The sequence below is a fragment of the Hahella sp. KA22 genome, from assembly GCF_004135205.1.
GTDB lineage: Bacteria > Pseudomonadota > Gammaproteobacteria > Pseudomonadales > Oleiphilaceae > Hahella.
This window is the reverse complement of record NZ_CP035490.1, coordinates 3441973-3466630: the sequence shown is the minus strand read 5'-3', so window position 1 is coordinate 3466630 and position 24658 is coordinate 3441973. Positions and strand designations below refer to the sequence as shown.

General features: G+C 51.1%; 21 protein-coding genes. 10 read left to right on the top strand and 11 right to left on the bottom strand.

The genetic code is table 11. From position 1 onward, the window contains the following. Positions 1 to 3: 3 nt before the first annotated feature. From EUZ85_RS15530 to EUZ85_RS15515, 4 genes are read right to left on the bottom strand one after another with little or no spacing between them, the layout of a single operon-like run. Entirely contained in the window at positions 4 to 1122 is a 1119-nt protein-coding gene (locus EUZ85_RS15530) for a hypothetical protein (protein ID WP_127970146.1), read from the bottom strand. A 26-nt stretch (positions 1123 to 1148) separates the two neighbouring features. After that, complete coding sequence (locus EUZ85_RS15525) at positions 1149 to 2351, bottom strand: hypothetical protein (RefSeq protein WP_127970145.1); 1203 nt, start codon at positions 2349 to 2351, stop codon at positions 1149 to 1151. A 21-nt stretch (positions 2352 to 2372) separates the two neighbouring features. Beyond that, positions 2373 to 2957, bottom strand: a complete 585-nt coding sequence (locus tag EUZ85_RS15520; protein ID WP_127970144.1) for a hypothetical protein — start codon at positions 2955 to 2957, stop codon at positions 2373 to 2375. Further along, on the bottom strand, positions 2944 to 4251 hold the full coding sequence (locus tag EUZ85_RS15515) for a S8 family serine peptidase (protein WP_241567048.1): 1308 nt from the start codon (positions 4249 to 4251) through the stop codon (positions 2944 to 2946). The genes EUZ85_RS15520 and EUZ85_RS15515 overlap by 14 nt, the downstream gene beginning before the upstream one ends. 590 nt (positions 4252 to 4841) lie before the next feature. Between EUZ85_RS15515 and EUZ85_RS15510 the strand changes: the two genes are divergently transcribed. From EUZ85_RS15510 to EUZ85_RS15500, 3 genes are read left to right on the top strand one after another with little or no spacing between them, the layout of a single operon-like run. Then, the gene (locus tag EUZ85_RS15510; RefSeq protein WP_127970142.1) at positions 4842 to 5171 is read left to right on the top strand and encodes a zinc ribbon domain-containing protein; all 330 of its coding nucleotides are present in this window, start codon (positions 4842 to 4844) and stop codon (positions 5169 to 5171) included. Between the two features lie 13 nt (positions 5172 to 5184). After that, complete coding sequence (locus EUZ85_RS15505) at positions 5185 to 5607, top strand: hypothetical protein (protein ID WP_127970141.1); 423 nt, start codon at positions 5185 to 5187, stop codon at positions 5605 to 5607. Between the two features lie 7 nt (positions 5608 to 5614). After that, positions 5615 to 6055, top strand: coding sequence for a hypothetical protein (locus EUZ85_RS15500; RefSeq protein WP_127970140.1), 441 nt, complete (start codon positions 5615 to 5617; stop codon positions 6053 to 6055). Here the strand turns inward: EUZ85_RS15500 and EUZ85_RS15495 are convergent. Next, positions 6040 to 6972: a LysR family transcriptional regulator gene (locus EUZ85_RS15495; protein WP_127970139.1), complete on the bottom strand. Its 933-nt coding sequence runs from the start codon at positions 6970 to 6972 to the stop codon at positions 6040 to 6042. The genes EUZ85_RS15500 and EUZ85_RS15495 overlap by 16 nt on opposite strands. Before the next feature lie 101 nt (positions 6973 to 7073). Here EUZ85_RS15495 and EUZ85_RS15490 point away from each other — a divergent pair, with 101 nt between their 5' ends. The 5 genes from EUZ85_RS15490 to EUZ85_RS31920 all read left to right on the top strand — a co-directional run bounded on the left by EUZ85_RS15490 (position 7074) and on the right by EUZ85_RS31920 (position 18679). Next, on the top strand, positions 7074 to 7913 hold the full coding sequence (locus tag EUZ85_RS15490) for a dienelactone hydrolase family protein (protein ID WP_127970138.1): 840 nt from the start codon (positions 7074 to 7076) through the stop codon (positions 7911 to 7913). A gap of 623 nt (positions 7914 to 8536) precedes the next feature. Then, the gene (locus EUZ85_RS15485) at positions 8537 to 9379 is read left to right on the top strand and encodes a DUF4261 domain-containing protein (protein ID WP_127970137.1); all 843 of its coding nucleotides are present in this window, start codon (positions 8537 to 8539) and stop codon (positions 9377 to 9379) included. A gap of 27 nt (positions 9380 to 9406) precedes the next feature. Continuing rightward, a complete protein-coding gene (locus tag EUZ85_RS15480; RefSeq protein WP_127970136.1) occupies positions 9407 to 10123 on the top strand; it encodes an imm11 family protein in 717 nt (238 codons plus the stop codon). Between the two features lie 47 nt (positions 10124 to 10170). Further along, entirely contained in the window at positions 10171 to 10869 is a 699-nt protein-coding gene (locus EUZ85_RS15475) for a hypothetical protein (RefSeq protein ID WP_127970135.1), read from the top strand. Beyond that, positions 10862 to 18679 (top strand): putative Ig domain-containing protein, encoded by a 7818-nt coding sequence (locus tag EUZ85_RS31920; protein ID WP_305000042.1) that lies wholly within the window; start codon positions 10862 to 10864, stop codon positions 18677 to 18679. Before EUZ85_RS15475 ends, EUZ85_RS31920 begins: the two co-directional genes overlap by 8 nt. A 164-nt stretch (positions 18680 to 18843) precedes the next feature. Here the strand turns inward: EUZ85_RS31920 and EUZ85_RS15415 are convergent, their stop codons facing one another. The 6 genes from EUZ85_RS15415 to EUZ85_RS15390 all read right to left on the bottom strand — a co-directional run bounded on the left by EUZ85_RS15415 (position 18844) and on the right by EUZ85_RS15390 (position 22924). After that, positions 18844 to 19128 carry a hypothetical protein gene (locus tag EUZ85_RS15415; protein WP_127970134.1) on the bottom strand — a complete coding sequence of 95 codons (285 nt, stop codon included), beginning with the start codon at positions 19126 to 19128 and terminating at the stop codon, positions 18844 to 18846. 53 nt (positions 19129 to 19181) lie between these two features. Next, positions 19182 to 19715, bottom strand: a complete 534-nt coding sequence (locus EUZ85_RS15410; RefSeq protein WP_127970133.1) for a hypothetical protein — start codon at positions 19713 to 19715, stop codon at positions 19182 to 19184. A 72-nt stretch (positions 19716 to 19787) separates the two neighbouring features. After that, complete coding sequence (locus EUZ85_RS15405; RefSeq protein ID WP_127970132.1) at positions 19788 to 20213, bottom strand: hypothetical protein; 426 nt, start codon at positions 20211 to 20213, stop codon at positions 19788 to 19790. A 626-nt stretch (positions 20214 to 20839) separates the two neighbouring features. Continuing rightward, on the bottom strand, positions 20840 to 21217 hold the full coding sequence (locus EUZ85_RS31990) for a zinc-ribbon domain-containing protein (protein ID WP_127970131.1): 378 nt from the start codon (positions 21215 to 21217) through the stop codon (positions 20840 to 20842). A 624-nt stretch (positions 21218 to 21841) separates the two neighbouring features. After that, entirely contained in the window at positions 21842 to 22447 is a 606-nt protein-coding gene (locus EUZ85_RS15395; protein WP_127970130.1) for a LysE family translocator, read from the bottom strand. A gap of 48 nt (positions 22448 to 22495) precedes the next feature. Further along, the gene (locus EUZ85_RS15390; protein WP_127970129.1) at positions 22496 to 22924 is read right to left on the bottom strand and encodes a DUF2000 domain-containing protein; all 429 of its coding nucleotides are present in this window, start codon (positions 22922 to 22924) and stop codon (positions 22496 to 22498) included. A 108-nt stretch (positions 22925 to 23032) separates the two neighbouring features. On the opposite strand from EUZ85_RS15390, the gene EUZ85_RS15385 reads away from it, so the two are divergent. Continuing rightward, positions 23033 to 23932 (top strand): LysR family transcriptional regulator, encoded by a 900-nt coding sequence (locus EUZ85_RS15385; protein ID WP_127970128.1) that lies wholly within the window; start codon positions 23033 to 23035, stop codon positions 23930 to 23932. 163 nt (positions 23933 to 24095) lie between these two features. Beyond that, positions 24096 to 24635: a chorismate mutase gene (locus tag EUZ85_RS15380; protein WP_127970127.1), complete on the top strand. Its 540-nt coding sequence runs from the start codon at positions 24096 to 24098 to the stop codon at positions 24633 to 24635. Positions 24636 to 24658: the final 23 nt, after the last annotated feature.

Here is a 24658-nt window from a genome sequence, read left to right as displayed (position 1 = left end):
GGTTTATCTTCCCGCTACCGGCGCTGGCGGAACGGCTGCCGGCGCCGCACCCGGTTGCGCAGCCACCTGCTGCGAGGGACCAAGGCGGGCGCCGCCGTCATTGCCGCCCTGATACAGCGCGGCGAAGTTATCCAGTTTGAAGTAGTCGGATTTGAAGGTGATATCCACCGAGCCCGCCACTTTCGCCGCCAGCTCCGTATTCGCCACGCTCTTGGCGCTGGCCACGGAGATTTTGGTTTTGCGCGTGCTGGAAGTATGGCCGCCCTTGGGTCCGCCGAAGATAGCGCCAATCAGGCCGCCGCTGGCGCTGACACTGTTGCTGGAGGACTTGAGCTCCTGCAACGCCGCCTTGTCCGCCTTTTGCACCTGCTCAGTCGCCTTGATGTCGAACAGCACGGACGCCTTCACGTTGCCGCGCTCCACCACCAGACGGGTGATGCCCATCAAAATGGTTTCCCGCAGCATGGCGCGCTGTTCTTTCGCCATTTGAATCTTGGCGTCCATGATGCGGGCTTTGACCTGATTATCACCCAGGTCCACTGGATCGCCGTTCCTGTCGGTCAGCACCACTTTGCGCGAGCCGTCGGCGTTTTCTTCATCGCTGAAGTCCAAACCGAATTCATCGCTGTTGTTCTCCGCCAGATAGCCGAAGGAAGCGGAGTCGTCGATGGCGTTGATGAACTTGGATACCGACTGAGTCGCCGCCTTCAACAGCTTCTGATACGACTCCATCTGCGCCAGGGTGACTTCCAGATTGGCGTCGAACACCCCTTTGAGCAGATCTTTAACGAAGCCGGGAAAATCCACCTCGTCAATAAAGCCGCCCGCCTGTTCGCCAGCCTGATCAATGCGTTCGTTCTTATGGCGATCGTCGTCGATCATATCGCTGGCTTTTTTGGGTCCCGCCATGGCCTGACTCGGCAGACTCTGCTGACGCCCATAGGGCGCAGGATGATGCGCGCCGCCATTGGCGTTCTGCGCCAGTTGCTGGTAGTTCTGCCGATAAACGTCCAGATACAAGGCCTTTTGGTCTTCAACCCCCAACTGGTGAAATGTGGCCGACTGGGCCAAAGTCCTGCGCGTATATTCTCTTGCAATGTCTTTGATAGCCTGTTCACTCATGCGACTGGGCTCCCTGTTGGCCTGGGTTAGAAATCGTCATCCTCGTCGGCGAATTCGAAATCATCCTCTTCTGCAAACTCATCTATTTCCTGATCCGATGCGGAGGTGAAGTTGAGGATGTAGGATTCGGCCGCCTGCAGGAAGGCGATGAAATCCTCCTGCCGCACCGCCGCTTCATTGAAGTTGGCGATCCACTGGAAGATGCGGTTGCCGTCCACCGCCAGAGAGCGATGCGCAGCGATATTGGGGGATGCGCCAAATTCTTCCTTGGACAGCCGTTCGATCACCGTCCACAGGCTCTTACGGCGATTGCCGCCGAAGTAGGACATGATTTCGTCATCCTTCAGGATTTCGAAGCACTCCTGCAGTTGCGCATAGAATTCCCGCGCCTGCACGTGGGCCATGCCGGTGCAGTATTCCGTCAGGTTGTATTGCAGCTCACGGGTAGCCTGATAGATGCGTGAGCGGGACACGGGAGAGAACTCCCCGGCGCCGTCGTCGACTTTTTCGGTCTTGTCGATGTATTCCGCCACTTCCGCCATCAAATTGCGCCACAACAAGGGGAAAGGTTCGTTGACCACCATGCGCGACAGCACTTCGGTGGAGCCCTTGTTCAACACCCGACGAAATACCATGCCGCGTTCGTCGAGCGAGGCGCGCTCTTCCCGCAGCTTCCAGTAACGGTATAACCGGGCGGCCGCCGGACCTTCCACCACATCGATGGAGCCTGCGGCCCAGTTCAACACCAACGCATCCACCAGGCGGAATACGCCCAGGCGTTCGCCAAACTCGAAGATGTAATCCAATGCGCCCGCCGCCAGAATATTCTCTTTGACGACGCCCTGCTCTTCCACATCATCAAAGTGATCGACCGTGAAGTCCCATTGTCCGAAACCGCGTCCGCCGCCTTTACGCCGCGCCGCGTCCAGCGGATCGTCCTCGCCGCCGGCAGTGCTCAGGGCATAGTCATAGGCGAGCGCGAAATGTTCGTCGTAGCCGCCCTTTTTGAGCTTGTCGATGTCGTCGATCTGTACGCCGCGATCCAGCAGGTAATCGATCATCGCCGCTTTGACTTCCGGCGTGAACCGGGACTTCTCGATCTCGTTGCTCTCGATGTAGATTTCGAGCAACGCCGGCAACTGCCCCTGCTCGTTCACCGAATTAATCAGTTTTAAGACCGCGGCCTCCAAGGCGCCGGGGTTAAGCGAGATTTTTGTGTTGCTAGGCATGGTTGACGTCCCGTTCGCTGATTACAGGCCGGCGCGAACCTGATGCGCAATCAGGTCGCACAATACATTGTCTTCGGCAAAATTGATGCGGTGCTTGGCCCCCACCAGTTTCACCACCTCCTGGGCGAATCGGTCGAGGGGGCCGTCTTCCCGCTCCAACTCGAACAACACCGAATCGGTGAATCCCATTTCGTCCTTCACTTCCTCGTCCGCGCCGCTGCAACTCAGCAACTTGTTCAGCAACGCCGGATACACCGCCGCCAACACCACGCGTTTGCTTTCGCTGATGCGCAGGCTGTTGATGCGTTTGATCACCCGGTCCAGCTCCGTCGCCCAGCCCTTGCGGGTGATGAGCTTGCGCAGCGTGTTCTCATTGGTGGAATACGCTTCTTTCACCTTGCTGAGCGCCGCCTCCGCCAGGGGGTCGATCTTGCTGGCGCGGACATTCACCTTGAGCAGATTGCTCTCCGCGTCCGGCCGTTGCTTCTCCAGCAGTTTGCTCCACTCATTCTTCAAGTCGCCGAAGTCGAGAGCGGACGACGCCGTGACGGTGGTTCCCGCCGCAGAGCGGGCGGAGGACTCTTTCTTCTCTTCAGTGGTAGCCATATCGTTCTCTCCTTTGGCCAAGCTTGAACTCGAGATAACGCATCGCATCCGCCAGATTCAGTCTCCCGTATCCGGCTTTGCGGTGTTTGAAGCGATTGTCGATTTTGTCGCTGGTGTGCTTGAGGATATGTTTGATCTGCCCGTCGGACAGGGTGCGTCCGGCTTTGCGGGCATAGGATTTCAGCAACGCCACGGCGCCGGTTACGAAGGGCGCGGCGTGGGAGGTGCCGGTTGAAAACGCGTATTCGTTGTCCAGATAAGCGCTGTAGACGTCAACGCCGGGAGCGATAAAGGAGACCTGGTCTCCGTAGGTGGAAAAGTCCGCAACTTGCCCTTGCGCGTCCATTGCGCCGACAGCGATGACTGTTTCAAATGCGCCGGGGTAATACATTTCCTGTAACCCGTCGTTGCCGGACGCCGCCACGATGGTGACTCCTTTCCGATAAGCGTAGTCGATAACTTCCTGGTGAGGTAGGCCGCCGCCCTCATGTCTTACGCCTAATGACATGTTGATCACATGCGCGCCTTGATCCACCGCATATTTAACGCCAGCGTTAATATTTTCGATGAGCCCGGCGCCGACCCGACGTCCCTGTTTTTCCATGGCGGCCAGCACTCGCACGGGGATCAGTTTGCAACGGGGCGCCACACCGCCCGGCATGCCCTGCCCTTTACCCACGATAATGCCCGCCACATGGGTGCCGTGGCCGACTTCGTCATCGGCGATGGCGTCCGCGTCGATATAGTCGCCGATAAACTCACTGGCGCCGTCGAGAATGTTGACGAAGTCATAACCCCCGCGGATAGCCTGGCGCAATTCGGGATGATCCAGCTCAACGCCGGTATCCAATACCGCCACCACAATATCGCTGTCGCCCTGGCTGAACGCCTGCGCCTCTTCCAGGAATATGGCCTCCCGCGAGGCGCGGTCAGTGCGCGCGCTCATGGCTGCGCTGCGTGGATTCAGCTCCATTTGCCCGATATCGCCGGGCGCGGCTTCCTCCACCTCCGGCAGCAGACGAATTTCCGCGATCATGTCGGGAGGAATATCCCCGTCGCGAGACAGGACCAACCGATAGACGCGGTTCAAGCCGCTGGCGACCTCGTCTTCAGACCAGTTCGGCCCGGCGGGCTGATATTCCCGTGTGGCGAAAAAGGACAGTCGATGCCGATGAAAGATACGATCAACGTCCGGCAGAAAACGCTCATGCTCCAGCCGCCGATTGCTCAGCAACTGCTGCCAATGAGGCAGATCCTCCAGCGCCGCCACCGGCCGCCGCAATTTGATACGCACGTGGTTCTTCATTGTTATAGATTCGATCCGCTGAATTCTTGCGCATACGATCATTGATTTCGGTGAGCTATGCGTGAGCAAGCTTCATTCCACTTTTCCAGACAATCAGCAACGTCCGAACGCGCCGGGCGACACACGCGTTTCACGTTTAATCCAAGCAAAGATTTGGGAAGAAAAGCGGGTCTATTCCGACCCGCAAGAACCAGTCAGTCACCAATAAATTGCTCCACCTTTCTTCGAGCTCACCAAGCCAGAATCAGCAATGGAGTGACGCCGACCCGCACTGGGTGATTTTTCACCCAGACTGGGGCGCTACTGCGCCAGTCTTTGCAGGATGAGAGAACAAGAACGCCTACAGGAAGTGGGATTAGAGACTCATAATGAGTAAGATAGCGCCCTATCAGCGAACCGGCTCCTCGCCGGGAACACAATCGCCCAGCAACAGGACTATCCGGATACCCCCATGGACGAACATCCCATCAACAAAAACGGCGCCTTATTCAACAACTTCCCTAACGCCGCGAACCTGTTCGCCTCCGCGACCCAATAATCGTTAGCAAAACAGTAGTGACAGGCAGTTGGAACTCCCCATGAACCTCTATGACCTTTTTCAAAACTTCAAAATCTCCCGAGCCCATGGCGAAGCGCGCAATGCCAAAACCAGGGCGGAAGGCATCGCCGTAGACGTGCGCCTGTTAGAGAAAAAAGTGGAAAAACTATCCCACCTCTGTCAGGCCATGTGGGAAATCATGGAAGAAGACGGCTGCTCCAGCGCCAGACTAAAAGCCAAACTGGCGGAAGTTGAAAAGAAATCCCAAACCACATCCGGCAAAGCGACCGTGGTTTGCAACGAATGTGGACGAAAAGTCAGCGCCAGGGCGATAAGTTGTTTTAACTGTGGGGCGAAGCTGAATCATTAAAGACATCGATAAAATGACTTACACCCTCGATAAAGCAACTCATTGTGCGCAAGAAAAGGTACTGAACGATATTTCCGATATCAAGTGGGTATTAGAAAGGTTCAGCTATTCCCAAAAAGCGAATACATTCCCTCAAAACTGGGTATTTGACAGAAAAATCAACAGCTACCTTATAAGTATACCTTTCCCTCTATACACTGGCATAAAATCTTATTTATTTTTCTTTAACAGTAAGGCTTACATACTGGAAAGGCGAAATTTTCTCAGCACATTTAACTTCAAGGAAGGCCATCTTCCTGAGTCAGAGTATATTAGTGAAATAATTTATCATGCTAAAGCAGCCATCTCGGTTTATGGCCAATTTGGCGATGGAACCATTACCTACGCTATAACCCCCTCCTTCAAAGAGGAAATCCTAGTGACAACTCGTCATTAGGGTAGATTTGCTAAAACCCGATCAAAGCGCCATACCCAATACTATGACTTACCACTTATATGACCTCACACCAACAGACTGCATAAGAATTCAAAATGACCTCAACGAAGATTTGCCAGAACGCCTCTCTCATTTGGCCACTTCCGCAGGTACAACACCTGGAATAAGTTTTGAATATGAAACGTCCTATGGAGTCGTCTGTCACCTCAACTCCTGGGTAATAGACACGACAAGAAACCATTATGTTGTAGAAATCATTTATGGGTTTGGTGTAATCAGAGTTCTCTTATATCTGAATGGCGAAAAACACCTCCTCGAAACAGAATATCAGACCTGCCGCCTTAAACCGCTGGCAATTGAAGACAATGAGAAGAAAAATTGGGTTAAGTCTGAAGCAATTGAAGCCTTGGATGTGCTTAATTCTGGGATGTATCATTTCGATGAGTGACAATCATAAACCAACACACATGGATGCAAAGGTACTGAATGCATATGCTCAAAGATCGTCGCCAATAAAGCTCGGGAAGAAGGAGATAACACTCTGTCCCTGCGTTGCATGAGGAAGACTTTCCTGTTTATCTCTGGCTTAAGTTGGGAGAACTTCATGGATACAGCGTCATAGTGCGACGCCCCTAAAGCAGACAGCACAGCGACGCCGACTCCAGACCGGGCCAATGCCAGCTGTTGAGCCAGACTCGAAACCTCAATTCCGATACTCATCCATGCCACAACATCCGAGCCATTGACGCTAAGCAAATGATGAATACTGGTATCGTTACTTTCCTTAAGCAAAGGCAGGCTGGCCAGATCACTTACATCCACGTCAGTCCCAAGCTTGTACTGGGAGGGATCGGCAAGCAACCCCAGAGGAGCGCTTAACAACGGGGTGCACAACAATGCTCCCGTGTTTCCGACAGGGGTGCCGATACCGAAGTCCACTTCACTATTATCAACCCGTCGGGTAATCCCCTGACTGTTGTCATTGATGATCCGGACACGCACCCCTGGATAGCTTTGGGCGAACACCTTAAGCACGGCTGGAAGCACTGTGCAGCCAAATGCCTCCCCCACCGCCAGACTAATCGAACCCTGCTGCCCTGTCGCTTCCCCTCGCACCATATCTATCGCAACAGTCATATCGTTGAGAAGCCGCTGGGCGACCGGCAGAAACCTTTCACCTTCCATGGTCAGATTAATTCTGCGGGTTGTGCGCTGAAACAGGGTGACGCCGAGCTGGCTTTCAAGCTCCTTCAGAGCCCGAGTCAACGCTGGCTGACTGATGTGCAGGATTTCACTTGCCCGAGAGACATTACAATAAGCGGCAGTGGTAACGAACATCTGGAGATGACGCTGAGATAAATTCATAACTCTTAATTATTAATCAGCTCAATTAATGCATTAGACATCACTCAAGCTGATTTTTAAAGTGGTGACGTCACTATTGGAGCTTGTATCGGAGCCGCACCATGAAACTATCCCGCTTTCTTTTTGCCATGCTATATGCCTACGCTGTCCTTTCCCTGCAGGCGGAAGCCAAAACACCACAGGGAGAAGTAAAGGGGCATGCAAGCGCTCACGACGCGGCTTCATCCCGTAAGGCGATAAGCAACGCTCAGATAGCGCTGCCTGGCAGCGTCACTGGCGGCGATATCTATCTGGGATTATTAAAAAATGCGCCAAAGCTTTTGGACAAAAAGGTTCCCGTGGTGGTATTCCTGCATGGTTCCTCAGGCTTGGGTTTGCAAGCTATTGGCCAATGGCAACAGTGGCTGGCTGGCCAGGGAATCGCCAGTCTCGCCCCCGACTCTTTCGCCCTGCCAGATAGACTGACTTATAAGTCGCCGGTCGGTAAGGATATCTACGAGAAAATCCATGCCCTGCGCAGCTCAGAAATCAATCTGGCCGTTCAGGCGTTGAAAACGATTCCCTGGGCAGACAATCAACGCCTGGCGCTGGCGGGCGCCAGTGAAGGATCGGTTGCGGTAGCCCGTTATAGCGGCGAGGCATTCGCAGGACGAATTATCTTTTCGTGGAGTTGCGAGAATAACTACTTTGTGGCTTCTCCCGACACCGCTGTGCTCGACGGGCGTCCCATCATTAACGTCATCAGCGCCAGCGACCCTTACTTCTCTTCCGCCAATGAATGGCTCGGAAATACGTCCGCCAAGGGAAATTGTATAGAGGCTTTCAAAGGGCACGCTAACGCCAGCGTCGTATTAATACCCGATGCGCCCCACACCCTGCTCAACCTGCCTATGGCCAGGCAACCGGTAGCCGCTTTCCTGGAGAATCTTTTCAGGCTCTAAGGCTCGTCACGATGGACACGGCTCACGCCAGGTCGATGAGCCGATGTCTGGGGTTTCGCGTTGTAATTGTCGGAATATTCTTTTGGAGGAGTTTAAGGTTCGGAGTTTTCTGACTGGTCCTAGTTCACCTCTGTTGAGTGATTTACTCGCTTAACAGGGTGTCTATCATGGGTGGGCAGGAGCAACATGGACACTCCGGTCAAGAAAACACTTACAGATACAGGCCTATGTGGGCATATCCCTCACACTTGGCCGCGCACATAAAAAGTTACCTAACTGTTCCTAATTTTCAGTAGCCGGACTGCCTGAAAGATGTAAAATACGCCCTTATTTCTCGCCTGCCTTAAGGGAATATCACACTAATCATGAAGACAACCTATCTCCGCCGCCGCAGAGCCTTTTTTCCCGTCACCATCCTGGGCAATACCCCCTGATTCAGAGTGCAAGAGTTCCGCCGCTAGCAGAGCTGTTAGCGCCTTAATACTTACGACTGCTCTCTATAACCGAATAAATCTGTCGCTACATCATGTTATAACATGCATAAGTCAGCAGGCTTCGTTTTGTACCCACACTAACGGAACTTGCATTACTCTTTTTTATGGAAAAGAAAATACGAGTCAATCATGAACAACCAAACCGCAAACCAAAATCCCGCCTTCCCCGGCGCTATCCAAATGATGCTCCTCGCCTCCCCCTTCACCCTTTCCGTCACTGAGTTGGAGGCTTACCTTAGGGAAGAGCTGGATAACCAGTCTGTAACGGTTCAAGGTTCAGAGAATGCCGAAGATGGCTACGTTATTACCTGGGGAGGTATGGCGTTTGCGGTAATGGTCATTGATAAGCCGATTCCAGCTGACACTTTCAATGTTGCGCTACGCACCAGCCATCGCCTAAAGAATGGCGAGCAACTTATCAAAGACCATAAAGCGCACCTGATTATTTCACCGCTGAATACAACCGACGATCAACTTCGAGCGATATATTCCGCTCTTCGAGTAATGACAATCGCCGACCTGCTGGCCCAACGCGCAAAGCCGTTAGCATTCTACTGGAATAACTCAGAAGTGCTGGCTGACAATGAGCAGTTTGCTCAAGCCCTTCGCGATGCGGGGGAAGCCATGGCGAATTTCAACAAGGATGTCCCCAACGCCTTGTATGGATTGCCCACAACTTACTTGGCTGGAATACGTATTTTGTCTTCAAAAGACAAAAGTATGTTTGGGGCGATCACTAAAGGCCTCGACGCGTTAACCGGATTTGAAATCCAGATCGATCCTTTCCAGTGCAAACCCTCAGAGGTCGCCAAGCACCTGTATGGCATGGTCGGCTACATCCTGGCTAACGGACCAGTGTTCAGCGAAGGCAACACCATCGGCATCGAGCGGGACAAGCAGTTCAGAATGCGCAAAATTCCGGCTAATGATGTACTCCCAACCCGCTGGGTGATGAAAATGGAGTCCGTTTAACCACATATTAATAGTTTGGAACCCACCATGATTTATCGCTTTTTATCGAAACTCGCCACGCAAGAACGTCTGGAGGCTTTTCCTGTCCCAGTACCTGGGATTTTTCCTCCCATGAGATGGGGCGTAGGAACAGTCTACTATGAAGAAAAAATGAAACTGATGCATACAAACCCCACCACGCTTGGCGTTAGCCTTTATCAAGCACCAAGATTCGATAGCCGCCCTACTGGTGTATGCCTTAGATTTCACAAAGGAAAAGAAACCGAAGCCCTGCCGGATATTTGGGGAGCCGAGTGCCGTTTGTTCATTTCAGAGCGAGTGAAATCCGTCATTGAATCCGTAGATGAAATGGAGCATGAATATATTCCCATTCAATGGATAGACGCTCAATCCGCGCCTATACAAACTGAACAGAATTATTATTGGTTCAATCAGCGCCGATTCTTTTCAATCAAGCCTTCTGAACATATTGCCAACCCTGAAGAACTTAATTTCTTTCCATTAAGGGAAGAAGAAGACTTTATTGGTCGCGTATTGGATACGCCCAGTCTTCGCGATCAATTGGAGCAGCAGCCCATCTGGCAGCACTTCCGAGCCGGAGAAGAGAAGTTCAACCTCAAACCACGCTGTATCTTGTATATGAATCAGACCCTGGTTAACGCGCTTCGCGACTCAAGTATTACCGGCATGGATTTATATAGCGCCCAGTATGGTTTGGGCGAAGAATCGCTATGTGCGTTTTAAGTCGGATAACATTTTATTATTGAGACAGAATAATCCAGGATAAATATATGATATATCGATTATCCCGACCGAATGGAAGTGGAACGACCTCCTACAGCTATGACCGCAACGCCGGTCCCTGTTGGACCGACATGGGGGTTTCTCCACAGGAGTACCATGAACACTTTGAAGAAATCCCTCTGCCACGTAACTGGAAACACTGTTCGATTTATAAGGCGCCGATTCTGGCCGAGTGGCGCTTGGCTATAAATTTGATTATCGAAGTCGACAAAAGAGATCCAGACTTCGAAGCGCCGGACATAAGGGTGGCGGACTTTACCTATGTATCGGATAAAGTTAAGGCGATTATCGAGGAAGTGGACCCTTTTGGTCATCAATTCTGGCCCGCCGATCTGGTTGACGGGCGAGGCGCTCCCATTACCAATAAAACCTACTACCGCATGAATATGCGGCGCTATGTAACCATCGAACCATCCGACTTGCCGTTGAACAGATTGGATTTTACTCCGGCGACAGGGGAGTTTGAGTGGGGAGTGATAGCCGCCATACAACATAACCCGGAGTTGCGGCGCAACATTGAGACATTGCCGATGTGGAGGCATATGACACGGGGCCAGAGTATCAATGACAACGTGCTTTATTTTAACGAAACGCTTTTCAATGCATTAACAAGCGCCGGGGTTACCGGCATCAAGGAATATACGGAAAAGAGCGGAAAAACATGGGAGTCAGTAGCGCATGTCTAATGTGGATTTAACAGGTAGCGGAACCAAGCTTAAGAAACAGTTAAAAAAAGCCTATGAGGAATACCCGGAAGAGCGGGCATTCAATGAAGCGGCCTACGGGGCCGCTGGCAACGCACAAGCGCACCACTTAATACCGTCAGAAATTATCAGGGATAATGACAACATTCGTAGAATGCTTATAGATATCGAAGCATTCTCCGATGGCGAGTTCGTGTATGATCAGAACGATCCCTTCAATGGCGTTTTTCTGCCAAGTAACGCAGACATAGCGCTGGAACATGCGTCCACCCCTGGAAATTTCGCGGCGGTGCACACAAACCACCCCGCTTATTCAAAGTTTGTAGAAGGCAGGCTTCTGAGCATACAAAAAGAGTTTAGTGATCAGGTAATTGCGCTTCAAAAGAAATATAATAATGACGTTTCCGACCCAGATTTTATTGAAGCCCGCAGGGGATTGGCGGGAAAAGCCTTCAACCATGTGTCACTGCTGCAAGAAGATCTTCGCACGGGGCTTATTTCAGACACTGCGGACGGCATTAAGTATTTTCTAAATTCCAATGATCCTTTGTACAACCACCGATACGGAACAGGAACCCCCGATCCAGACCTGTTGGCAAAGTACGGTCAACCCGAACTTGACCCCAGCAAAAGGATTGACCCTAAATTAAATGTGTCGGAGAACATGGATAACCTGTTCTACGATGAGTACTCAGTTCAGTTTGATAACAGGTTAAAAACCGAAGGCAGGCTCGCCAAGCGGGTTGTCTTGGACGCCGAAACCGGCAGATATAAAGTTGTTCACCACTTTGGTGGCTTCTCCACCAATAGTTTCAGGGGGGTTATTAATAAAAACAGCCATGCGGTGGGGAAGGTAGCGCTAGGAATTACGCTATTTTCGGTGTCGGCAATTGTAAAAGCCGAAATCACAGAAAACGATCTGTCTCTTGATGATATTGCAGACATTGTTGAAAACTCCAACCTTGGCATTTCGGCAGACTTCTTTAAATCATTGATCCAAGATGCCGCTATTGAGGGCGTTATTTCCGCCGCAGCTAAATTACTCGGGGGACCTTTCGCCTGGATTGGCACAGCTTACGAAATCTATGAAAACTACGGCGCTCTGACCGCTTCACTCCAAATCGCGGAAGTGGCGTTCCCTGGAAATGAAACCCTGGCGCAGCTGAATGACACGCTCAAGGCCATGGAAGAAACTCTCAGCGGCATTTGGGAGTCAGAGCCCGGCAAGTCAGACGAAGTGATTGAAGTTGTGTTTGGCGAAAGTATCGAAGGCGGAGAGACCAACGATGAATTGGTAGGCGGCGCTGGCGGCGACTGGCTCTTTGGTTTGGCTGGCGACGATACGTTGAAGGGCGAAGGCGGCAACGACGAGCTTTATGGCGGCGAAGGCCATGACACTCTGGAAGGCGGCGCAGGCAATGATCGTCTGGAAGGCGGAATGGGTGACGACACTTACGTCTACACTAAAGGCGATGGCGCAGACTACCTGCTCGACTATAACGGCGCCAACCGAATCCTGCTCAAAGCCAACGCATCCGATCCTGGCAAGATCGTCACCGAAATTACCCGTGTGACGGCTGACAGTAATATCTTCGAAGACGCGGACGGCAACCGGTTTGTCCTGACCGATTCCAACAAGCTGATCATCACCATGAAGGATGACGACTCCGGCGGCTCCCTCACGATCAGCTTTTTTAATTCCATCGACCCGGATTTGAACTTTGGCATTTCGTTGAAAGACCCTGCCGATGAAACGCCCCCACCAGCAGTTGAGGCTTACGAAGTAGGAACCGGTACGGTCATCAACGGAGATTCCGATACAGATTACATCCGTGATCGCTGGAAGGATCGGGAGCATCACGCCAATCAATCCGAAATCAACAAGGCCGGCCTCATATTCCGGGCGGAAGCAGCGACCAGGCTCTGGGATTACGCCGCCGGTAAAGACCACAACGGCAAACCATTGCTTGAATGGAAAAAAGGCCAGCCCGATAGCGGTTATGTCTTCTTTTTTGAGGGCACGGACAAACAAGACGCATTTTATGGCGGTTATCAGTCCGGCGACTTTTTCTATGGCCGCGCAGGCGATGACTTTATGGACGGAGCCCTTGGCGCAGACGTCCTGGAAGGCGGCCATGGCAGCGACCATATCCTGGGCGGTGACGGCAATGACTGGATTTGGGGAAACTCGGGGCAACGCCTATATGACGACCTGGGAACCCCATCTCCCAACTACGAGAAAGAAGACGCCTCCTCCAGCGATTACATTGACGCAGGCGATGGCGACGACTGGGTGTCAGGAGATGAGGGCGACGACGAGATACTGGGCGGCGCAGGCAATGACATCCTCAGCGGCGGAAGCGGTAGCGATATTATTATTGGCGGCATAGGTAATGACTTCATCGCAGGCGATAGCCGCAATGAATATAAAGTCCTTTCATCCAGCAATCAGGCCGAAGTCAATCGCGATGATTACATCACCGAAAGAGAGACTGGCGTTAACTATGACGACACCTTATCCGGCGGCGACGGTAATGATCGCATTTTTGGAGAAATTGGTTCTGACGTCATTGACGGCGGCGCTGGCGACGACACCCTATGGGGCGACCGAGGCGTGTTGGAAGACGCTCCTGACCTAGATCCTACCCTGCATGGCGATGACGTCATCTACGGCGGTGCAGGTAAAGATATTATTGTTGGACATGGCGGTAATGACACCTTAGACGGAGGTGCGGACGCCGATGATATTTCAGGGGACGGCGTAGACCTGGCAGGTCAGTTTCATGGCGATGATGTCATCCATGGCGGAGACGGAGATAACATCCTCTACGGCGATGGCGGTAACGACACGATCTACGGCGGCGCAAACAAAGATATTATTTGGGGCGACAACGACGACCTCGCTGGAGAGTTTCATGGCGACGACACTATTGACGCTGGCGATGGGGACAAGCAGCAGATCGTAGGCGGCGGCGGGAGCGATGACATTATCGGCGGGTCTGGTCAGGACTTTATCTGGGCAGACGGCCACTATGAAACCACCGTTACCAAAGAGTACGGGTTCGACTTTTCCAAACCCACAACCACCAGCTTGGACGACACCTACCATGGCAATGACACTGTCCATGCAGGCGGAGGAAATGACCTTATCGTTGGAGGATCTGGTGATGACAGGCTGTATGGAGAAAGCGGCGGCGACGCCATTTACGGCGTATCCGGCAACAATCTTCTGGATGGCGGAAGCGGCGCGGACTTTCTCTATGGCGGCAGCGGTAACGACACTCTGATCGGCGGCGAGGATGGCGACATCATCCTGGGTAACGATGGAGACGACATCCTCGATGGTGGCGCTGGCGACGATTTTCTCGCGGGCGGCGCTGGCGTGGATACCTACGTATTTCGTCGTGGAGACGGCGGCGCTTATATCAATGACGCGGGTCTTAATTACATCAAATTCGCCGACCTCTACTCTTTATCCCAGTTAAAAATCTCTCAGACAAAGAATGAGGTACATATTCAGTACGGTTCGGAAACTGACATCATTACGATGCCATTAGTTTTATATAGGTACTTAAAACTGACGATCAGTAACGAAAAAGAAGCGCCAGTCACCTATAACGATCCCAACGCTGAAGGAACGACTTTCGGAAGTCTCAACAATGACTTAATGGATTTTTCCGACTACTCGCAAGACACACAGATATATGGTTATGAAGGTAATGACGAGATAAACGGCGGCAGTGGGAAGGACTATATTTTTGGCGGGAAAGGTCATGACTATCTCACTGGCGGGAATGGTAATGACGTATTAAATGGCGAGGATGGTGATGACTATTTGGAAGGGGGACGAGGCGATGACAATATGTCTGGATCTTGGGGAGAGGACACCTATAAAGTACTGCTATGGTCAGGTGATTTAGATACCGTCTCAGATAACCACCTAGAGCCAACGCATATAATTGAAGATAACGTTGAAAACCTATCTGAAGTATTTATATTCTCTGACAATGGTAGAGATATTGTCATCAGAACCAGACACAATACATCCGATATAAATCAGGGTGTTAGAATATACAATGCAATGAGCGGAAGCATATTACCCGACATAGCCTTTAGCAAACTTGACTATAAACTCGAAGGCGAGGAGCTTTTAGAAGTAATCAGGATAGGAAATGACAGCAGACAAACTATCTATGGAACGGATGACGCAGAAATCATTAATGGAAAGGGAGGCGATGACAATTTATACGGGGCAGGAGGCAATGATGAACTCCATGGAGGCTCTGGAAATGACGACATTTACGGTCAAGATGGTGATGATATTATTGTAGGAGGCCCTGGCAGTGATTACGTGAGAGGCGACGATGGCGATGATGTCTACATTTATCACGCTGGTGATGGACATGATACGGTTGCGCTTAATGCTATTGAGAGCGGCGATAATGATACGTTGATAATTAAAGGAATAGAGAAACGAGATTTATGGTTTTACCGAGGCAATGATGACTTGATTATCAACAGAATCAGCAGCCCTAATGATGGTAACTCTATAATTATTTCTCAATGGTTTTCCAGCCACACTCAAAAGTTATCTAAAATTTATTCAGACGATGGCGTTCTTGATAGCAACAGGGTTAATGAGCTAATCGAGGCTATGTCTCCGTACCACGTTTGGGATATGCCAAAACTAACGGACGCACAACGAGCAGCAATTTTCGGAAGCATTGACAACGCTTGGACTCCACTTCCAACGGAAGAAAACCACGCCCCAATTAACGATGCGCCTTTAGCTGACATAGTCACAAAAACAAACTCATATTTAGTCTTCGGCGTTCCACCTGGAAGCTTTACGGACATAGACCCAACTGAAACGTTGACCTACTACGCAAGCCTTTCTAACGGCGACGCATTACCCAACTGGCTGGAGTTTGACCCCGTCTCAAGGACATTCTTCGGAGTCTCCAAATTTCCTGGGCAATTCGATATTACCGTGACGGTAACAGATAAAGCTGGCGCGACGGCCAAAGATACATTCCAGTTAACCATAGAGCCGGCATCCGACACGCCTCTTGACCCGCCCAATTATGAGTTCACCTTACCAGCGACCAATAGACAGGCGAATATCAATGAACCGGATTTAAGCGGCGCTTGGACGCTGGAAATGCTGGTGAAGCGTGCTCCCGATGAAGACGGAGCCTCAATATTGCTCAATTCCCCTAAAGCCTCCATACGGCTGACACAGTTTGATAGCGGCGGTAAAGTGGGGATCACCGCCTATGGCAAGGGTGACTATAACTTCAACTATGCCGCTCCGATTGATGAATGGGTTCACTTAACGCTCGTAAGAGATGGAGAGCAGACTCATTTGTACGAGAACGGCATATTGATGGATACACTGGAAATCGGCGTCGACCTCCCACTTTCAACCCTCTCCAAAAACAGCAATATAGGGGACTTGGAAGGAAGTTTCGGCGAGATTAGAGTCTGGAACTACGCCAAGGAAGGAGCTGAAGTCGCAACGACTTTAAGCGCCCCCTTGTACGGAAGTGAAAGTGGCCTTTATCTTTGGTACGACTTCAGAGAAGGCGAAGGGATTGACGTACACGATCAAAGCATCAACGGCCGCGATGCTTTATTGAACTTCAGCGAGGAAGCGGGGGTTTGGGGAGATGTCATACCAGGAACAGATGAAGGTGGTGAAGCTTTTATTCCTCTCAACCATAAACCATCAATCAATGAGCCTCTGAACGATATAGAAGCTAGAATCGGAAACAACCTAAGCGTCACGCTACCAACGAACAGTTTTGTCGACGTCGATGCGGGAGATGTACTCCGCTACACGGCGACGCTAGAAAACGGAAGTCCTTTACCGGAATGGCTCAGCTTTGATGAAGCGACTCTCACCTTCAGTGGCGCGCCATCTAGCTCTGGCAACTTCGATATTAAGGTGACAGCGACAGACAACGTTGGCGCATCGACATCTGATACCTTTGCTTTGTTTGTTGCGCCAGAAGAGACAGTCGTTGAAGATCCCTTCAATCATGAGTTCAAACTGCCAGCCACCAATCGACAAGCCAACATAGGCGAGTCGGATCTGAGTGGTGATTGGACGCTGGAGATGCTGGTGAAACGCGCGCCCGATGAAGACGGCGCATCGATCCTGTTGAACTCAGCTGGCGCTTCCATACGGCTGACGCAATGGAACGGCGGCGGCAATATGGGCATTACTGCCTATGGCAAAGGCGACTATAAGTTCAACTACGCCGCCCCTATCGGCGAGTGGGTGCAACTGACGCTGGTGCGCGAAGGCAATCAAACCCATTTGTATGAAAATGGCGAGCTGAAAGACACGCTTGGAATTGGTGTCGATCTACCTCTGTCAACGCTTTCGAAAAACAGTAGTGTCGGTGATCTGGAAGGCAGCCTTGGCGACATAAGAGTATGGAGCTATGCAAAAAATGCTGAAGGGGTTTTAACTGGCGTCAACGATAAAATTCCCGGTCAAGACAACAGCCTGCACCTCTGGTACGACTTCCGTGAAGGCGAAGGGACGGTCATTCATGATCAAAGCGGTAACGGTCGCCACGCAACACTGGACGCCAGCAATACTACTGGCGTATGGGGTGAGATCATCCCTGGAACAGGCAACGATGCGCCAAGTGAGAAACCCAACCACGCCCCTACCCTCAGCGCAGCATTAATCGACGTCGAGACGAAAGTTGGCGAGGAACTGAACTTTGGCGTACCTGCAGGAAGCTTCACAGATGTGGATGAAGGCGATGTGCTCAGTTACTCAGCAACGCTAGCGGATGGAACGCCATTGCCGGAGTGGCTCAGCTTTGACGCAGCGACGCAAACCTTCAGCGGCGAACCAAGTAGCGCAAGCGATCTTGAAATCAGAGTGACAGCCACGGATAGCGCAGGAGCGATGGCCGAGGATGCATTCGCCTTGACGGTTTCGCCTGCTCCCACAGTTCCAGTGGACCCGCTTAATCACGAATTCAAGCTGCCAGCCACCAATCGACAAGCCAACACCGGCGAGTCGGATCTGAGTGGTGATTGGACGCTGGAGATGCTGGTGAAACGCGCGCCAGATGAAGACGGCGCGTCGATCTTGCTGAACTCAGCTGGCGCCTCCATACGCCTGACGCAATGGAACGGCGGCGGGAATATGGGCATTACTGCCTATGGCAAAGGCGACTATAAGTTCAACTACGCCGCCCCTATCGGCGAATGGGTGCAACTGACGCTGGTGCGCGAAGGCAATCAAACCCATTTATATGAAAATGGCGAACTGAAAGACACCCTGGCGCTCGGCGTCGATCTGCCTCTAGCCTCTCTTTCGAAGAACAGCTCGGTTGCAGACCTGGAAGGAAGTTTCGGCGACCTGCGCGTCTGGAATTACGCCAAGGATGCTGAAGCGGTAGCGTCGAGCTGGAGCGCAACGATTTCCGGTGACGAAAGCGGGCTGCACCTCTGGTACGACTTCCGCGAAGGCGAAGGAACCACCGTGCATGACCAAAGCGGCCACGGCCGCGATGCGGTCCTGACTTCCGGCAATACCACTGGCGTATGGGGAGACGTGATTCCTGGCACAGGCGGCGCTACCATGGCGGCGCTCACCATGTCCGATTGGCCGGAACCGGTTCTGGCGGATGATTCAAGCATGGCGCATAAGGTAGAAGCCCTGGTCAGCGCCATGGCGGCGTTTGATGCGCCATCGGGCGGGGAGATTCTGCTTCCAGATGATCCGCACAACCAGCCGAGTATGGCCATAGCGGCGGCTTGGTAAGCCTTGTCATCCGTTATCTAGCTCTATCTCAGGCCGTCTTCTAGACGGCCTTTTTTATGCCCAAAGTGAAAGCAATTAACGCCAAGGCTAAATTTTTAATTTCGCGGGTATAAAAAAAGACTTAAGGGTGCGGTGTTGGGCGCTGGCCACCTCACTCGTTAAGTTCAACTAGCGAGAAATGCCATGATAATTCCGTAAAACCCATAGCCAAAAATTGTTACACACAAGATTAACGTCAATAAGAAAATAGCAAAATTAGCTATCCCTCCGTCTTCAGACTCGTCTGGGCGATCATCCTGCTGAGAGGTCAACTCGACGGATAAACGCCGCCTTTCACGCCCCTCCTTTCTCGGATCAACCCAAGGCTCACCTGTGCCCGTGTCGTGATTTGAAGATAGCTTCGCCAGGTTTCTGATTGCTTCCTGTTGTACTTGATCTCGCTTATTCACTAACTTACCGTCCTAAAGCGGAATTAGGTGTAAGTGAACCTATAGCAGCCTTGTTAACTTTTTCCCATCTTATCAGCAACCATTTTATTAAACCCTTTGAGGTAAAAATAGGGAGAATTATATGACTTGATAGAAAAACCAGGGTCTTTCATTGCAGACGCATATAGTGCGAGCAATAGAAATATAAAAATCATGGCTGCAAAAATAAATCCCGTCGTCCCCTCAAATAGAAATCGTAAAATAATGGCCCCAACAAATCCCAGCCAGGAAAACAGAGATATTTTTGACCAAAGAGTCTTCTTCTTTTGGCACGCACTGCATCTTTCGAATTCTATATTTACGTCTTTTCTACAGACAAAGTAAGCAATTATTAATGCGAGTGGACTGAGGAGTATCCATAGTATTATTATCGGGTTTACGTACCGAAGCTTGTCCTGCACTTTTACAAGATCCGACTCTGTCCCGCAGCCTACACAAATACTTGGAAGCTTCCCTGGCTCCTTAATTTTGAATTGCTTCCCGACCTGCTCTAGTGAGTTATATTCTATTGGGCTTGAACTCGGGGGGTGATAAATTGATTCGCTCATTGATTATCCTAATATATTGACTTCTTACTAAGGGAGCAGCATTAGTCGCCTAAGAACAAAGCGAACAGCCTGTCAAGCATCACAGCTCGTACTAACCGTTTCTGCTGCTGCAAGTTCCAATAATTCTTGATAAGCCTCGTTATGATGCTCCGCTGATAGCATATTTTTGTCGAAATTTAGAAGCCGAGCTCGCAACCGCGTTAGAGAATCAAGTGATGTAATTGAGTCCGCAATAATTGAGAATGCCATAACCGACACTTCAAAGTTGCCAGTCAATACTATATCTACAAGAGCTTCTACAAAAGCTTCACAGTTGAATGCGCTTAAGGCGTATACGAGCGTTCCTCTGTGGTTGATATTCTCAGCTTTTGTGATTGCTAAGAAAAGTGGTTCAATTGCACGCTCATCCCGAAGCTCCATTAGCTCTAAAGCGGACCTATTTCTAATTGAAGCGTCTGAAGACTCTAAGTCGCAGATAAGTGCTTGGACTTCACGCATAACTGATTAATACCTTAATTGCACATATCACCTACTGCCTCCACAGAGCATACCGTAGAATTTCCAGCGAACTAACACACAAAAGAACTTGCTTAAGCATATGAACATTTTCTCGTGCCAGATTATCATCAGACTAGGCTATTAAACAGCCATAACTATTAGAGCTTTATCCTCGCAAAAACGTGCTTCCTGAATCCACAAAACCGATGGATTTCTCTATTATCCAGTAACATCCTGACTTTCTCCATAGAGATCACCGCCACATGGTCGCTGATATGCGATCCGGTTGCGCAGATCTACCAGGCATAGGCGAGCAAAACTCCGCCATCTCTGGTATAAAAATTAGCTGTCAGCACGAGAAATAGCCGAGTATCAAGAGTGTTTGAAGTATGGAAACCTTAGAAGAAATTAGCGGATATGAGTACGACTGGTTAGCTTGTGATATGCAAGGGTATGTCGCCCTATTTACCACCGCCGGTAGCGGCTATGCTCCCAAAGTATTTCTGGAAGATACTGAAGAGTATGCCCAAGCAATTGATATTATTTTAAATTTACCTACAACGACTTCAGCCAACCCCAGAGCAGCGGCGCGTATAAACGCATTCAAACCATGGAGCGAACTGCCGCTACTTATAATGTTTTCTCGCCACCCCCTCAAGATGGACTCTCCTAGCTTCATCCTTCCTACGCTTTTCCTTGAAACGACAAGACCGGCACCGTATGGCTTTCGAGGCGATACTCCCTCTTGCAACTTCATACCACCACTTTTGTTGCTTGGCAGTCCATATCTCATGACTTTCGCAGTCCTTACATATGAAATGACGGTCAACATAAAAATTTGGCAAACGCTCCAAAGGATTTCTCTCCCTCAGAACTTCCGTATCTGCAAGCAACGCACCTTGCGGGACCACATCAGAGTATACGTCCACCTCCGATCTCTTGGCCTTGTTCAGGCGCGCAGCCTTTATTTCCTTTCTTCTCTGAAGCCCACTTTTTATAAACATAGCACCTTATACACGAGCACCTAGTGTGGATATCCTTGTAGTGGAGCTAAGCTTTTCAAGCTCGTCTAATGAAAGCGCCATGATACCTCTCGCTTCCCTATATTTTATTTCACTATTACCACTTACCTTCAATCCAACTTGAGCACGTGTCATGCTCAAACATTTTTCGTCCACAATAAACCGAACTATCATTGCTACAATAGCCCCAGTCTGAGTCTATTTGGCGGTACTTTTTGCAACACCCACACTGTTCTTCATGCCAGTGTTCTTTGTCTTCATTTTGGTTTATTGCCTTCCCACACCGATCACACCAAAACACAGTGAGAAAAACTGGATTTTCGTCTCTTATTTGTTGAATCGTTTTCTTTGTCACTATATATATTCTAATTCAGGTTATTAACTTATATACATATAAATAGTATATAGCACCCCATAGTACAGCCTGTAATATCGTCGAACCAGCGCTGTTTTCGGGACTTTTTCTCCATAGGAGTCCCAATGCGCGAATCGCTACTTGGTCGCATTCTAAATTCAGATAGACAGTTAACCTGCTTAAGTCTAAGCCTGCATATTACGACTCATCTGAGCATGGCGTCCCGAAACTTGCGACTATGATGTCCGTTTTCAGCGCGTCGTCAACCCCGCCGCCGCTCCACATACGAGCAAAGCGACTCCGGATGATTTATTCAGCACGGATTGCGCCTGTGCGCCGGCCAGCCAACGCCGGACACGGTTGGCCGCCATGGCGTATCCCGCCAGGATGAGAAAGACGATAACAAGGAACAGCGGCCCCAATGTCATGAGTTGCGGGCCGACAGGCGCGCTGGCGTCGAGGAATTGAGGGAAAAACGCGATGAAAAATCCAATGATTTTAGGGTTAAGCAGGGTGACGCCCAAGCCTTGTTTGAATGGATTTTGTTTGGCGACTTCAGTCGCGCCAGACAGTTCTTCCGTTGACGACTGGCTGCGAAGCTGACGGACTCCCAGATATGCGAGATAGGCTACCCCAAACCATTTCAGCAAATTGAACGCCAATGCAGAAGTCTGCACCAACGCTCCCAAACCTGAGACAGTCAGGCACAGCAGTATCGCGTCGGCGACCACCACGCCCAGACTGGTGAATATCCCCTGCCCCAGACCGCTGCGCAACGTATTGGCGATGACCAATAGCATGGAGGGGCCTGGCGCCAGTGTGATCAGCACTGTTGCGACAATAAAACTCAATAACATTTGGTCTCCCCTTTAGTACTCAGCTCTGTTGGTTGGCGTCTGCTGGCGTCAACGCAACAGCCCCAGATTGCCGGTGAATTTGTTGACCGTCTTTTTCGGTCCGCAAAGGGCGATCCCCAGATATTCAAGTTCACCGACAGGCGTCGATTGGAGTTTTTCCGCGTAGGCTTCATAGCTCTTGGTGGTCATGGTGGCGCTGGTGAGATCGATAACGGTCAATTGCGGCTCATGCTCCTTCAATTCTTCCCGCAGGTGGCGCAAGCCAACGCCGTCGGCGCGCAGTATTGGAATGGCGGTGGTGGTAATTCCCGCGCGAAGATGGCCGTTATGGTCCGGCAACGGGTCGCCAATTAATTCGGGATAGTTTTTGCCCAGTGATAGCGCCAACACAGCAGCGGTATTGGCGATGGGGCCAGTCGGCAGGTTGGCGTCTATGATTATGACGCACTTCAGATCGGCGGTTTCGGTATCCGTCATTCGTTGTTTCCTCAGAAGATGTGATAAATGGTTGAGAAAACTATATGCGCACGGAATTGCGATGATAATATGGTTTAATTCATTTTCACTGATCGATGATATCGAATAATGATTGATGATTTACGCGCCCTGGCGGTTTTCGCCAAAACGGTGGAAGCCGGCTCTTTTCGCGCTGCAGCAAGCGCGTTGTCACTGTCGCCTTCAGTAGTGAGCCACCATATTTCAGGGCTGGAGACACGGCTAGGCGTCGCCCTGCTCTATCGCTCCACTCGACGACTCTCGCTCACCAGCGAGGGCGAACGTCTGTTCGATCACGCCAAGACAATGCTTGCTGCGGCGGAAGCTGGGTTGAACGCCATCGCCGAACAGGCGGCGGAACCTACCGGAAGGTTGAGCATCACCGCCCCAGCCGTATTGGCGCGTGGCCCATTTACTGAAGATGTCGCCGCTTTCGCTCTGGCTTATCCCAGAGTCTCACTATGCATCAACTACAGCGATATACGGCAGGATCTGATTCGTGACGGCATTGACCTGGCGATACGCATCGGCGCGATGCCCGACAGCGCCCTGAAATCGAAAAAGCTTTTCGACCTGACCCGACGTCTGGTGGCGTCGCCCCATTATCTTCAATCCAGAGCGACGCCCAGCAAACCGGAAGACTTGCTGGACTGGGAATGGATCGGACTGAAGATGCGGCCGAACCATAAGTTGCTGTACAACGCCGCAGGAGAGTGTCATCGCATTGACTATTCACCACGCATTACCGTGGACAGCATAGATGCGGTTTGCCAGTTGGCCGCAGCGGGACTCGGTTTAGCCACACCACCGGCTTTTCTGGTGGAGGAAGATCTGCGTGTCGGGCGATTATGCGATCCCCTGCCAGGCTGGAACGTCGACGCCTTGGGCGTCTATGCGCTCTGGCCGCCCAACGCCGCCAGAGAAAGCCTGACCTATCGGTTCATTCAGTTTCTGCAGGAACGCCGCCAAGCCGATGCGAACACAGTCTAAATAGACAAAAGTCTATTTCCGCCAATTACTTATTGTCGCAAATGACCAGCGCACTAATATCGAGACAAGGCTCTCCCTTTTTCCATTTCCCTGAGCCTGCTTGTGCTTAATAGCGCATTACTTTTTCTCTATATTATTTGATTGTTTGTTTAAGGAAGCTCCCATGAGGAACCTGTTATTTCTGCTCGTTTGCTTAGTCTTCTCCCATTCCGCCCTCGCCGCAGGCTATGCGGAAACCACGTTCAAGACCATCAACGAGCGCTTGAGTTACATGAAGGATGTGGCGCTGTTCAAAGCCCAGAAAGGCGCGCCGATTGAGGACATTGAGCGGGAGCGCGTGGTGTTGGGTAAAGCCAAAGACGGCGCGGCCGGACATGGCGTTGACCCGGAGTCAGTCAGCGCTTTCTTTACCGCGCAGATCTCCGCCGCCAAAGCCATTCAGTTCAGATATCGCGCCGACTGGCTATCAGATGCTGACGCACTGAAGCAGTCCGCTCGTGATTTACAGACTGAGGTGCGCCCGGCGCTGTTGAAACTGGGTGACGCGATCATTATCGCTATCGCCGATAAACTGAAAAACGAAGGCCCCTTCACTGACGCTGAACGGGACCTGTTCAATGACACGCTGACCATCGAAAACTTGTCTCAGCGCGACAAAGACATGATCTTCCAGGCGCTCAAACTGATTCGTCTGCAGCAATAAACCTGCGACCAGACGCCCCCATG